The sequence below is a fragment of the Pseudomonas sp. SBT1-2 genome, from assembly GCF_028640875.1.
GTDB classification, from domain to species: Bacteria; Pseudomonadota; Gammaproteobacteria; order Pseudomonadales; family Pseudomonadaceae; genus Aquipseudomonas; species Aquipseudomonas chlororaphis_I.
In genome coordinates this window covers 145223-158260 of sequence record NZ_JAQZAA010000111.1, presented here as the reverse complement: position 1 = coordinate 158260, position 13038 = coordinate 145223, and the positions used below count along the sequence as shown (strand labels likewise).

Sequence of the window (13038 nt, the reverse complement as noted above, 5' to 3'; positions counted from 1 at the left end):
TACCCCTGGGCATTTTTTACAGCACGCTTCAGGTTTTCATGTGGCATGCAGGAAATACCTCAGACAGGTTTCGAGATAGACATCCATCCGTGCACAGAGCACTGATAAACAAAAACAAAACAATTCAAAGCACGGATATTCAGGCCCCAACCTCCCCAAATACCCGCACCCCATCTTTTGTCACTTCAACCCAAACAACCTCAACGCATTCCCCCGCCCAATTTTCTCCCTATCGTTCTCACTGATCAGCGCCTGATCAAACCAGTCACTCGCCGTCGCCATGCTTTCATACGGATAGTCCGCCGAGAACAGCACACGATCGACACCAATTTCGCTGATGGCGTCCAGCAAACCCTTGGTGTGGAAGTGGCCGGCGGTGGTCAGGTAGAAGTTGTGGCTGAAGTAGTGGCTGACCGGTTTTTTTGCGTTGCCCAGGCCTTCGCCTTCGCGTTGCATGTGCAGGCGGTGTTCCAGGCGCGGCAGCATCAGTGGCAGGCCTTCGGCCAAGTGGCCAAGGATGAGGGTCAGGTTGGGGTAACGGTCGAACAGGCCACTGAGCATCAGGCGGATCGCGTGGGTGGCGGTTTCGTGGGCGAAGCCCCAGGCCGAGCCGACCAGGGATGGATAACCCTCGTAGATCCGTCGCTGGCTCGGCAGCGGTTCGCGTGGGTGCAGGTAGACCGGCACGTTGAGCGCCGCCACGCGCTCCCAGAATTCCCAGACCGGCGGTTCGTCCAGGTACTGCGCGGTATCGGCGTTGCCGATGTTGGTGTAGCCGTTGATCAGTGCCCCCACCATGCCGTAATCCTTTACCGCACGTTCCAGTTCGTCCGCCGCGGCCCTGGGCGATTGCAGGGCCACGGTGGCGAAGGCCTTGAAGCGCTGCGGGTGGCGGGCGACGAACTGCTCGGTGACCTGCTCGTTGGTGCGTTGCGCGAAGGCGATGGCCTGGCGCGGATCGAGCAGCGACAGGACGCCGAGGTTTGGCGACGTTCGCACGGTTTTCCGTGGCCCTGTCACTTCGCGGCTATTCTCTAATTTCAGGTCGATGGCCTAAAAGATCCATGTCCACGCCGATGGCCTGATGTCCTGCTCGCTCGGGTAAACGCGCGTTTCTCAGCCTCGCTGAGCCGTGCCGGGTGTTGCTTCGAGGACCGGCCCCCTCCAGTTCGAGGGCTCTTGATGGCGCTTCACCGTGATCAGGGACGATGACCGTGATGGCATGCATGCAGTGGCGGCGATGGATATGAGCGTCGGGTCAACGACCGGAGAAGAGGCGGCGGACTTTTTCGCGCAGACCCTGGAACAGGCCAACGATGCCGTGGTGATCATCGACGATCGTAACCAGGTGGTGTTCTTCAACGCGGCAGCCGAGCGTTTCTGGGGCTGTCAACGGCACGAGGTGCTGGGCAGCGAGGTCGGCACGCTGGTGCCGATCCCCATCCGCTCGCGGAACGACGGCGAGACCGGCATCAATAAGATCATCGGCACCAGCCGCGATGTGTGCATCACCCGCAAAGATGGCGAAGAACGCTGGGGCGCGATGGCGATCTCGAAAATCACCCTGCAGGGGCGCATTCTCTATGCCGCCTTTTTCAAGGACGTGACCCAGACGCGGCTGAAGGATATCGAGCAGCGCTTGCTGTCGATGTCGGTCAACGCCAGCAGCTCGGCCACCTGCATCGTCGACGCCGACGGCCGGCTGATCTATATCAACGACGGGCTGGTGCGCTTGCTGGGGTATTCCCGCGAGGAATTGCTGGAGCGCTCGCCGCAGATGTTCTTCGTCGCCGATACCCCGGGGGCGGCCCAGGCCGACGAGCTGCACCTGGAGAGCATCCTCAGTGGCCAGCCCCATGAAGCCTGCGGCCTGGTCAGCAAGCGCAACGGCCAGCGGCTGTGGGTGCATGTCTGCTCGGCGCCGGTGTTCGACGCCAAGGGGCGGATCGGCAACATTGTCATCGTGTTCACCGACATCACCCGTTCCAGGCTGCCCGAAGTGCTGCAGGACAAGGTCATCGGCGCTCTGTTGCAAGAGCAGGCCCTGGAGAACGTGTTGACCCTGCTGTGCCAGGAAATCGAGCGCCTGGCGCCGGAGGTCGTCGTCTCGATACTCCGCGTGGATGAACAAGGGCTGCTGCATCACCTGGCCAGCCCCGGCCTGCCGGCCGATTACGCCAGGGCCATGGAGGGGCTGCCGATCGGGCCCGCCGCCGGCTCCTGCGGCACCGCGGCCTTTCGCGGCGAGCCGGTGCTGGTCACCGATATCGACACCGATCCGCTGTGGGCCGATTACCGCTGGCTGGCGCAGCAGGCCGGGGTGCGGGCCTGTTGGTCGATGCCGGTGCGCAACAGCGGCGGCAGGGTCTGCGCGACCTTTGCCCTGTATTTCCGGGAGAGCCGCAAGCCCGATACCACCCATGCCCATCTGATCATGGCCGGGACCTACCTGTGCATGCTGGCCCTGGAGCGCGAGGAGGCGCGCCAGTCGATCCAGCGCATGGCCTTGTCCGATGCCCTGACCGGCTTGCCCAATCGCAGTTCCCTGCTGGCCGAGGCCAACCGCAGACTCGCCGAGGTCGCCCTGGAGCAGGGCGAGCTGGCGGTGCTGTATGTCGACCTGGACCGCTTCAAGCAGGTCAACGATGCCCTGGGGCACGCCTCGGGCGATGAGCTGCTGAAGGTCATGGCGCAACGGCTGCGCAGCGTGCTGCGCGAATCGGACATCGTCGGCCGGCTGTCGGGCGACGAGTTCGTGCTGGTGCTGCCGCGGATGAATGCCGCCCGGGTTACGGCCTTTATCGAGCGCCTGATGCTGACCCTGGGCGCCCCGGCCGATATTGCCGGGACCGCCATGGTTCCTTCGGCCAGCGTCGGCGTCAGCCTGTACCCCAGCGACGGCCAGGATATGGAAAGCCTGTTGCACTGCGCCGATATCGCCATGTACCAGGCCAAGCGTACCGAGCGCGGCGGTTTCAGGTTTTTCCTCGAGGAGATGGACCAGCTCGCCCAGCAGCGCCTGCAACTGGAGACGGCGCTGCGCCAGGCCCTGACCAGCGACGGCCTGCACCTGGTCTATCAACCGCAGATCGACTTGCGCACCAACGGCCTGGTCGGGGTCGAGGCGCTGGCGCGCTGGGAGCATCCGAGCCTGGGCACTATCGCGCCCGCGCAATTCATCGCGCTGGCCGAGGAGTGCGGGTTGATCAACTACCTCAGCCAGTGGGTGCTGTGCGAGGCCTGCGAGCAACTGGCGCGCTGGCGCCGATCGGGAATCCGGGTGCCGTCCATCTCGGTCAACCTGTCGCCGATCAACTTCCATAACTTCAACCTGGCGGCCCTGATCGCCCGCCAGTTGCAGCGCTGCGGCCTGCAGCCGGCGGACCTGTGCGTGGAGGTCACGGAGGGCGTGTTCCTGTGCAGCAACCCGACCACCGAGCAGACCCTGCAGGACCTGCACACCCTGGGCGTGCGCCTGGCCATCGATGACTTTGGCGCGGGCTATTCCAGCCTGGGCTATCTGCGGCGCTTGCCGATCAGTGAGCTGAAACTGGACCAGAGCTTCGTCGAGGAGCTGGAGCACGACGCCACCTGCCGCGCCTTGAGCGAGGCGGTCATCGGCATCGGCAAGGGCCTGTCCCTGCGGGTGGTCGCCGAGGGCATCGAACACGCCGCGCAGCGCGACATTCTTCAAGCGCGGGGCTATGACGTGGGGCAGGGCCAACTGTTTTCCTCGCCCATGCCGGCGCGGGTGTTCGGGCAGTGGTTTGTTGGTTGGCACCGTTAGCGGGCGGGGCGACTCGAGGACCGGCGGCGTCCTTGCCGCGAGGGTCCTCGATCCGAGGTTGGCGGGGGTGCAATCCCGGACTAATCGATCGCGTGGCCCAGCACTTCGACGATCCGCTGGGCGATGTACTCGACATGGGTCTCCAGGGCGAAGTGCCCGGTGTCCAGCAGTTCCACCACCGCATCGGGGTTGTCGCGGCGGTAGGCCTCGGCGCCCGGAGGGATGAAGAACGGATCGCCCTTGCCCCAGATGGCCAGGGTCGGCACCCGGTGATCACGGAAGAACTGCTGGAACGCCGGATACAGTTTCAGGTTGTTCTGGTAGTCGTAGAACAGGTCCAGCTGAATCTCCTTGTTGCCCGGGCGTTCCAGCAGCAGCGCGTCCAGGTGATAGGCCTCGGGGGCGATCAGGTCCGGGTCGCTCACGCCCTCCACATACTGCCAGCGGGTGCCTTGCAGGTTCAGCACGGCATCGCTGATCGCCTGCCGGTTCTGCGCAGAGGGCTCTGCCCAGTAGCGGCGGATCGGCGCCCAGGCATCCCCCAGGCCTTCCAGGTAAGCGTTGCCATTTTGCGAAACGATCGCGCTGACCCGCTCGGGGTGCGCCAGGGCCAGGCGCAGGCCGGTGGGCGCGCCGTAGTCGAAGAAGTACAGGGCATAGCGCTTGAGGCCCAGCACCTCGACGAACTCACCGAGGGTCTTGGCGATGGCGTCGAAGCTGTAGACGTAATGGCGCTCGTCCGGGATTTCGGTGAAGCCGAAGCCCGGCAGGTCCGGCGCGATGATGCGATAGCGCTCGGCCAGCAGCGGGATCAGCTCACGGAACTGGTGGGAGGAACTGGGGAAGCCGTGCAGCAACAGCAACACCGGTGCATCAGCGGCACCTGCCTCGCGATAGAACACACGGACGCCATCGGCCTGGGCGAATTTGTAGGCAACCCGGGTTGGGGTGGAGGGGGTCATGGCTGGATCTCCTGTAACTGATTAAATTTATATTGCCGGTTACGTGTTTTTATTTTGCATGGCTTTGGTAACTAGTCAAATGATTTTTATAGGTTACAATTGGCCCTCGAATCCAGGAGATTTCCATGACTGCCTCCGATACCGCCCCGGGCCTGCCTGCCCCCTTTGTGCTTGCCGATCATCCGGCACTCGATTTGTTGAACACCCGGATGATGGTCGAGGGGCAACGCCGCGATCTGTTGAACAGCGATGAGGACGCGGCGTTATGGCTTGAGCAGATCGGCCTGGGGCCGGCGAGTGAGGTTGCTGCGGCGGGGAAGGGGCGCTTGCTCGGCGAGCTGCGGGCGTTGCGCGAGTGCATTGAACGCCTGGTGGCCGCGCGCCGGGAAAACCGCCCGGCGGACCCGAAAGCGCTGAATGCCTTTCTGCTCAAGGCGGTGCCGCAACTGGTCTGGGAGCACGCGGGGGCGCCGGCACTGGAGCGCTTTCACCAACCCGATGCCGCGGCCCGGCGCTTGAGCCAGCTGGCGTTCCACGCCGCCGAGCTGCTGGCCGAGGGCGACTTCAATCTGGTGCGCAAGTGCGAGAGCACGGAGTGCTCGCTGATGTTCTTCGACCGCACCAAGTCCCATAAGCGGCGCTGGTGCAGCATGGCGCTGTGCGGCAACCGGCATAAGGTGGCCGAGTTCCGCAAGCGCCGCCAGGAGGCCGGGCAATAGGCTTGCCTGGCTGGCGCTGGCACTGATCTTCCAAGCCGCCAACAGCATGATCGGCGCCAGCAGGGGCAGGGCGCCGGACGCTCTTCTGCTCCCGCCCCCATTGCGCAGCGCGCAGCCGTCCAGGCGGATGCATATTTGGCTATGTAAAGACTATTACTACATGTCAGGTTGTTAGTTGTTACCTGTAGGAAACTTCTATTTTTCGTTATAGAAAACCAACTAATCCTGACAGGCTTTTAGTTATGGTCTGTGGGTGGATAGCACTTTGCTAGTGTGTCGTTTTTTTAAACTTTTTCACCGCAGGCGTATTCCCTAAGCGACTGATGTGATGCTGGAAAATCATTTGTCAGCGGTATTTTTGTGGGCTTTAGTGAGTGCGGAAAACAATCCAGGGACACTGCCATACCGTGTGAGTCAACTCATCGGTGGCTTAAATATAATAAAAAGGTGATCCATGACAGACTCCACAAAAGTGCCGGGTGCGTGCGACATGGCCGGCGATTTTCACAGCGAGAAAACCACCGGCGGACTGAAACGAACCCTCACGCCCCGGCACCTGAGCATGATCGCCATTGGCGGCAGCATCGGCACCGGGCTGTTCGTCGCCTCGGGCTCGACCATTGCCCAGTCCGGCCCCGGCGGAGCGCTGCTGGCCTTTGTGGTCATTGGCGCCATGGTGTTCTTTCTGATGACCAGCCTCGGTGAACTGGCGTCCTGCATGCCGGTCACCGGTTCGTTCTCGACTTATGCCTCGAAGTATGTCGATGAAAGTTTCGGCTTCGCCCTGGGCTGGAACTACTGGTATGCCTGGGCGGTGACCATTGCGGTCGATCTGGTGGCCGCGCAGATCATCATGGCTTATTGGTTTCCGGATGTGCCGGGGTATATCTGGAGTGCGGGTTTTTTATTGATCATCACCGCACTCAATATGGCCTCGGTGCGCTTGTTCGGTGAGTCCGAATATTGGTTCGCCCTGATTAAAGTCATCACTATCCTGCTGTTTATCGCGGTGGGCGTTCTGATGTTGTTCGGCATTCTCAGCGGCGGCGAAAATGCCGGCCCCAGGCTCTGGTTGATTGGCGATGCGCCTGTTGTCGGCGGCCTGGGGGCCCTGGTCGGGGTGGCGATGATCGTGGGGTTTTCGTTCCAGGGCACCGAGTTCGTCGGTATCGCCGCCGGTGAAACCCGGGACCCCGGGAAAAACGTGCCGCGCGCGGTGCGGCAGATCTTCTGGCGGATCCTGCTGTTCTACGTGCTGACCATCCTGATCATCGGCCTGTTGATTCCCTACAATGACCCCAGCCTGTTGAGGAATGGGGTGTCCGATATCCGGGTCAGCCCCTTTACCCTGATCTTCGAACGGGCCGACATGCTCGGCGCGGCCGCGGTGATGAACGCGGTGATCCTGACCTCGGTGCTGTCCGCCGGAAACTCCGGCATGTATGCCTCCTCGCGGATGCTCTACAGCCTGGCCCTGGAAGGCAAGGCGCCGGCGATCTTCGCCCGTTTGAGCCAGTCCGGCACCCCGCGGTGGGCGTTGCTGGCCACCGCCACGGTGGCGGCCCTGTGCTTCTTGACCTTCATTTTCAGCCCGGGGCAGATCTACAACTGGCTGCTCAACACCTCGGGCATGCTCGGTTTTATCGCCTGGCTGGGCATTGCGGTCAGCCACTACCGGTTTCGCCGCGGCTATGTGCGCCAGGGCAACGACCTGGGCAATCTGCCCTATGTGTCGCGGTTCTTTCCGTTCGGGCCGATTTTCGCCTTTGTCCTGTGCCTGTTCGTCACCCTGGGGCAGAACTATCAGGCCCTGCTCGGCGACTCGATCGATTGGGCCGGGCTGACCGCCACCTACATTGGCCTGGTGCTGTTCCTGGTGATCTGGCTGGCGCACAAAGTCATCAGTGGCTCCAGGTTCGTCCGGTTCGATGACATGAGCTTTTCAATGATTCGCAGCAAGTCCGAATGTGATCTGCCAGCGGAATCGGCGATGAATGAGAATCTGGGTCTTCCTGTGCGCATGACCCAGGTCGGAGCCAAGTGATGAGTCAGGATTTTCTCGAAAGTTATTACGAAGCCACGGTCGAGAAGGCCGCCTATCCGGCGCTCGGCGGCCGGGTGGAGACCCGGGTGTGCATTCTGGGCGGCGGGCTGGCGGGGCTTTCCACGGCGCTGGGTTTGGCCGAACGCGGCGTCAAGGATGTGGTGATCCTCGAATCCCACACCGTCGGGCACGGCGCCTCGGGGCGCAATGGCGGTTTTGTATTCGGCGGTTACTGCCTGGGCAATGCCGAGCTGCTCAAGACCCTGGGCCGCGAGGAAGCGCGGCGGCTCTACCGGCTGACCATCGACGCGGTCGAGCTGATTCGCCAGCGCGTCCGGCAATACGGCATCCAGTGCGACCTGACCGACAGGGGCGTGCTGCTGGCCAACTGGTTCAACGACCCGACGCGCCTGGAAAAACCTCGGCAGTTGATGAAGGAGGTCTACGGCGTCGACTGGCAGTACGTGCCGCCGGGCGAGTTGCGGGAAAAGCTCAAGACCGAGCGCTATTTCGGCGCCTTGTTCGAGAGCAACGCCTTTCACTTCCACCCGCTCAAGTATGTGTATGGCGTGGCCTCGGCTGTTGCCGGCTACGGCATTGATATCCACGAACACTCCGCGGCCCTGGCGATCGAGCGGCAGGGCGGCAAGTACCTGGTCAAGACCGCGGGCGGCGAGGTGCTGGCCGAGCAGGTGGTGTTCGCCGCGGGCGGTTATGCCCGTGGGCTGTACCGCCCGGTGGAACGAGCGACGCTGCCGATTGCCACCTATGTGGTGGCGACCGAGCCCCTGGGCGAGGCGCTGAAGGATTCGATCAACTGCGAGTCGGCCATTTACGACACCCGCTTTGCCTTCGACTATTACCGCCCGCTGGCGGACAGCCGGATCCTCTGGGGCGGGCGGATTTCCATCCTCAACCGTGGCCCGCAGGCGATCGCCGGCTTGCTCAAAGCCGACCTGGTGACGGTCTACCCGCAACTGGCCGATGTGGAGATCGAGTATGCCTGGGGCGGGCTGATGAGCTACGGCCGCCAGCAGATGGCGCAGATCGGCCGGGACGACAACGGCGTGTGGCATGCCGTGGGGTTCGGCGGTCACGGCATGGCCCCGACCACGGTGGCGGGGGAGGTGCTGGCGGATGCCATCGCCAAGGCCATCCCCATTCCCCAGGGCTTTGGCCAGTTCGGCCTGGTGCCCACCTTTGGCCTGGCCGGCCTGGTCGCGGCGCAGGCGACCTACACCGCCTATCAGGCCCTGGACGCCTACGATGCCCACCGCTTGAACAAATGACCGCCGCTTTTCCCACGCCGTACAGGCCATGGAGCAATCTCAGCGTTTTCTGGCCCAAACCCCGGAATGAACTTATGCTGGCGGGCAAATCTGCACTCATTGAAAACCCAAGGCGTGACGCGAGGACGTTCCGAGCGTCTACGACTTGAACAAGTGACGCTGCTGCAGCCCGTATTGGCTCTTGGCATATTGAAATTGGGAGATTGTGTATGGTCATCAAACCCCGCGTTCGCGGCTTTATCTGTGTGACGACCCACCCGGTCGGTTGCGAAGCCAACGTCAAGCAACAGATCGACTACGTCACCGAACAAGGCACCATCGACGCTGGGCCAAAGAACGTACTGGTGCTCGGCGCTTCCACCGGCTACGGCCTGGCCGCACGTATCACCGCCGCCTTCGGTTGCGGCGCCAACACCCTGGGTGTGTTCTTCGAGCGCGGCAGCGTTGACGGCAAGCTCGGCACCGCCGGCTGGTACAACACCGCGGCTTTCCACAAGTTCGCCGAAGAAAAAGGCCTGTACGCCAAGAGCATCAACGGCGACGCCTTCTCCGACGAAGTGAAGCGCCAGACCATCGAAACCATCAAGCGCGACCTGGGCAAGATCGACCTGGTGGTCTACAGCCTGGCCGCTCCGCGTCGCACCCACCCGAAAACCGGCGAAGTCCTGAGCTCGACCCTCAAGCCGCTGGGCAAATCCGTGACCCTGCGCGGTGTCGACACCGACAAGGAAATCGTTAAAGAAACCACCCTGCAGCCAGCCACCCAGGAAGAAATCGACGGCACCGTGGCCGTGATGGGCGGCGAAGACTGGCAGATGTGGATCGACGCGCTGCACGAAGCCGGCGTACTGGCCGAAGGCGCGAAGACCACCGCTTTCACCTACCTGGGCGAGAAGCTGACCCACGACATCTACTGGAACGGTTCCATCGGCGAAGCCAAGAAGGACCTGGACCAGAAAGTCATCGGCATCCGCAAGGAGCTGTCGGACCTGGGCGGCGACGCGCGGGTATCGGTGCTCAAGGCCGTGGTGACCCAGGCCAGCTCGGCGATCCCGATCATGCCGCTGTACCTGTCGCTGCTGTTCAAGGTCATGAAAGAGCAGGGCAGTCACGAAGGTTGCATCGAACAGGTCTACGGTCTGTACAAGGACAGCCTGTACAACCCGAACCCGATCATCGACCAGGAAGGCCGCCTGCGTGCCGACTACAAGGAACTGGAACCCGCCGTCCAGGACCGCGTGAAGCAGCTGTGGGATGAAGTCACCAGCGAAAACCTCTACCAGATGACCGACTTCGCCGGCTACAAGCAGGAATTCCTGCGCCTGTTCGGCTTCGAGATCGACGGCGTCGACTACGAAGCCGATGTCGATCCGGACGTGAAGATCGCCAACCTGATCCAGGTGTAAGCGAGCTTACTGCGTCATCGCCAACGCCCCTCTCATGAGGGGCGTTGTCGTTTCTGGGTCAGGCGGTTTTCACGTTCATGGTGATGCGTGCGCTGAAGACCTTGAGGTCTTCCTCATCGTAGATCTCCACCGCGACAATCTTGTCGCCGCTGCTGCTCCAGTCCACCGCGCCGCCATCGGCCACCGCGCGCACCGACGTCTTGGCCTTGGCCAGGTATTCCACGGTCATGCCCTTGGGAATCCAGCGTGCGCCGGCCGGGATCGACACGTCGGTCATCACCCCGGCCGCCAGTTCGGCGGCGTTGCACAGGGCGATGGCGTGCACCGTGCCCAGGTGGTTGGTGATCTCTTTGCGAAACGGCACCTGCACCACCGAACGTCCCGCGCTCAGCTCGGCGATCAACGGGTTGATGGTGCTGAAGTAAGGGGCCATCTGGCAGGCCATCTGACTGAACTTTTCCGGACCTGCGGCGCTGAACATGCTGAGAACCTGACTCATGGTAATGCCTCGTAGCGGATTATTTTTGGGTTTACAGAATAATATTCTGTAAAAGAACAATATTCGGCTTTCGCGAAATATGTCAAGCTGGCGCCACCATTCACTGAGGCGTGCGCGCCTTGTTCCCTGGACCTTGGTTTTGTGATGGGCAATGGACACGATCGATCTGCTTGAACGCTGCTACCCCGGCCGCAGGGCCGAACTCAAACGCGACATCCTGCGCCGAGCCCTGGCGTGCTTTAACGAACAGGGCATCGAAGCCACCACCATCGAAATGATTCGCGCGGCCTGCGATACCAGCGTCGGCGCGATCTATCACCACTTCGGCAACAAGGAAGGGCTGGTGGCCGTGCTGTTTTTCGCCGCGCTGGACGATCAGGCCGGCCTGCGCGAGCGATACATGAGCGACGCCCAGACCCTGGAGCAGGGTGTGCAGGCGCTGGTGCACAGCTATGTGGATTGGGTCGACGCCCAGCCCGAATGGGCGCGGTTCCAGTTCCAGGCGCGGTATGCGGTCGCCAAGGGCCCGTTCGCCGAAGAGCTGGCCAGCCGCAACAAGGCGCGCAACCGCCAGTTGCGCGAGTGGCTGACGGCCCACACCCGGGCCGATGAATTACCGCGGATACCCGCCGAACTGCTGCCGTCGCTGATCGTCGGGCAGGCGGAAAACTACTGCCGCGCCTGGTTGTCCGGCCGGGTCCAGAGCAGCCCGGGCACCTATCGCCAGGAACTGGCCGAGGCGGCCTGGCGCTCGATCGGCGCCCATCAGTGACGCGTTGAACGACATCCAATTGCCAAGGGGGAAGACCATGCAAGCCGCACCCGTGCGCATCACCGCCGAGGAGATGCTCTCCGACAACTGGTACCTGCTGAAGAAATACAGCTTCGACCTGCAACGCCGCGACGGCAGCTGGCAGGCGCAGACCCGCGAGGTCTACGACCGCGGCAATGGCGCGACCATCCTGCTGTACAACCGCGAGCGGCGCACGGTGCTGCTGATCCGCCAGTTCCGCATGCCGACCTACGTCAACGACCACAGCGGCTACCTGATCGAGACCGCCGCCGGCCTGCTGGACAATGCCAGCCCGGAAGCACGCATCCGCCTGGAAGCCGAAGAGGAAACCGGCTACCGCGTCGGCGCGGTGCAGAAGGTCTATGAAGCCTTCATGAGCCCCGGCTCGGTCACCGAGCGCCTGCACTTTTTCATCGGCGAGTATTCCCCCGACGACCGTATCGGCGACGGTGGCGGCCTGGAAGAAGAGGGCGAGGACATCGAGGTGCTGGAGCTGGGTTACCAGCAGGCGCTGGACATGGTGCGCAGCGGCGAGATCGTCGACGGCAAGACCATCATGCTCCTGCAATACCTGGAGCTGCGCCTGATGCCGCCGCGCCGCCTGACGATCCTGGTGGCCGCGCCCCGGTATTCGGCGACCGACGATGCAGCGGCGCTGGCGCAGCAGGTCGCCAGCCTGGATGACTGTGCCGCGCGGCTGTTCGAGGCCGGGCACAGCCCCGTATTCGGCCAGTGGCTGGGGCTGGCGGCGGAGGATTTGAGCGCTGCCGGCGAGCCAGGCGCCGGGTTCCAGGAGCGTGCGCAACAGCAGTTGCAGCGTTGCGACGCGCTGCTGCGCATCGGCGGTGCCTGCGCCAGTGCCGATGCCCTGGTCGCGATGGGCGAGCGCCTGGGCCTGCCGGTCTACCGTTCGCTGCAGGACATCCCGTGTTGCACTTCGGCCAGTTGAGTCAGCGCTCAACTGGCCGGTTGGCCGACGGCCTTGTATCGGAGTGTGTATCGGCCCGGCGCTGATACACCTGCTTGTCCTGGCGCCGGTTGTGCACACAACCCGGATACACCCCGAGGATTAACTACGTCCACCCGCCAGCACCGAGCTTCTCGGTGTCGGTGGCGGGAACCGTTAATCAATCCATCGAAGGGGTATCAGCATGTTCAAACTCTCCAATGTTTCCAATGTCGCGCTCGGCCTGGCACTGGTCGGCGGCCTGGGCCTGTCCACCGCCGCTTCCGCGCTGAGCATGACCGAGCTGTCCCAGGGCTACACCCTGGCCGCGGCCGACGGGGTCAAGACCTCCACCGAAGGCAAGTGCGGCGAAGACAAGTTCGCCAAGACCGACACTAACCACGACGGCAAGGTCTCCCGCGAGGAGTTCATCGCCGCCGCCCCCGAGCGCGCCGCCGAGTTCGACAAGATCGACGCCAACCACGATGGCGCCATCAGCCTGAGCGAAGCCAAGCAGTACCTGGCGGCCAAGGCCGGTTCGGCCGAAGGCAAATGTGGCGAAGGCAAATGCGGTGCGGCGATCGAGTCCTGAT

The 13038-nt window shown here is 63.0% G+C and carries 11 protein-coding genes; 8 read left to right on the top strand and 3 right to left on the bottom strand.

The genetic code is table 11. From position 1 onward, the window contains the following. Window positions 1-180 precede the first annotated feature (180 nt). Complete coding sequence (locus PVZ78_RS26175; protein ID WP_273829517.1) at window positions 181-999, bottom strand: amidohydrolase family protein; 819 nt, start codon at window positions 997-999, stop codon at window positions 181-183. 196 nt (window positions 1000-1195) lie between these two features. Here PVZ78_RS26175 and PVZ78_RS26170 point away from each other — a divergent pair, with 196 nt between their 5' ends. After that, window positions 1196-3787: an EAL domain-containing protein gene (locus PVZ78_RS26170; RefSeq protein ID WP_273829516.1), complete on the top strand. Its 2592-nt coding sequence runs from the start codon at window positions 1196-1198 to the stop codon at window positions 3785-3787. Between the two features lie 80 nt (window positions 3788-3867). Here PVZ78_RS26170 and PVZ78_RS26165 read toward each other — a convergent pair whose 3' ends face one another. Further along, window positions 3868-4749 (bottom strand): alpha/beta fold hydrolase, encoded by an 882-nt coding sequence (locus tag PVZ78_RS26165; protein WP_273829515.1) that lies wholly within the window; start codon window positions 4747-4749, stop codon window positions 3868-3870. 125 nt (window positions 4750-4874) lie between these two features. On the opposite strand from PVZ78_RS26165, the gene PVZ78_RS26160 reads away from it, so the two are divergent. The 4 genes from PVZ78_RS26160 to fabV all read left to right on the top strand — a co-directional run bounded on the left by PVZ78_RS26160 (window position 4875) and on the right by fabV (window position 10207). Continuing rightward, complete coding sequence (locus PVZ78_RS26160; RefSeq protein ID WP_151263985.1) at window positions 4875-5468, top strand: CGNR zinc finger domain-containing protein; 594 nt, start codon at window positions 4875-4877, stop codon at window positions 5466-5468. 490 nt (window positions 5469-5958) lie between these two features. After that, window positions 5959-7512, top strand: a complete 1554-nt coding sequence (locus PVZ78_RS26155; protein WP_273829564.1) for an amino acid permease — start codon at window positions 5959-5961, stop codon at window positions 7510-7512. Continuing rightward, window positions 7512-8801: an NAD(P)/FAD-dependent oxidoreductase gene (locus PVZ78_RS26150; protein ID WP_273829514.1), complete on the top strand. Its 1290-nt coding sequence runs from the start codon at window positions 7512-7514 to the stop codon at window positions 8799-8801. The genes PVZ78_RS26155 and PVZ78_RS26150 overlap by 1 nt, the downstream gene beginning before the upstream one ends. Before the next feature lie 209 nt (window positions 8802-9010). Then, complete coding sequence (gene fabV / locus PVZ78_RS26145; protein ID WP_016704607.1) at window positions 9011-10207, top strand: enoyl-ACP reductase FabV; 1197 nt, start codon at window positions 9011-9013, stop codon at window positions 10205-10207. Window positions 10208-10265: 58 nt separating this feature from the next. On the opposite strand, the gene PVZ78_RS26140 is transcribed toward fabV, so the two are convergent. Beyond that, on the bottom strand, window positions 10266-10706 hold the full coding sequence (locus tag PVZ78_RS26140; protein ID WP_038631998.1) for a hotdog fold domain-containing protein: 441 nt from the start codon (window positions 10704-10706) through the stop codon (window positions 10266-10268). A gap of 151 nt (window positions 10707-10857) precedes the next feature. On the opposite strand from PVZ78_RS26140, the gene PVZ78_RS26135 reads away from it, so the two are divergent. The 3 genes from PVZ78_RS26135 (at window position 10858) to PVZ78_RS26125 (ending at window position 13037) form a co-directional block, all read left to right on the top strand. Continuing rightward, entirely contained in the window at window positions 10858-11478 is a 621-nt protein-coding gene (locus PVZ78_RS26135; protein WP_038632000.1) for a TetR/AcrR family transcriptional regulator, read from the top strand. 37 nt (window positions 11479-11515) lie between these two features. Then, the gene (gene nudK, locus PVZ78_RS26130; protein WP_273829513.1) at window positions 11516-12448 is read left to right on the top strand and encodes a GDP-mannose pyrophosphatase NudK; all 933 of its coding nucleotides are present in this window, start codon (window positions 11516-11518) and stop codon (window positions 12446-12448) included. Window positions 12449-12650: 202 nt separating this feature from the next. Beyond that, entirely contained in the window at window positions 12651-13037 is a 387-nt protein-coding gene (locus tag PVZ78_RS26125; RefSeq protein ID WP_009048660.1) for an EF-hand domain-containing protein, read from the top strand. Window position 13038 lies beyond the last annotated feature (1 nt).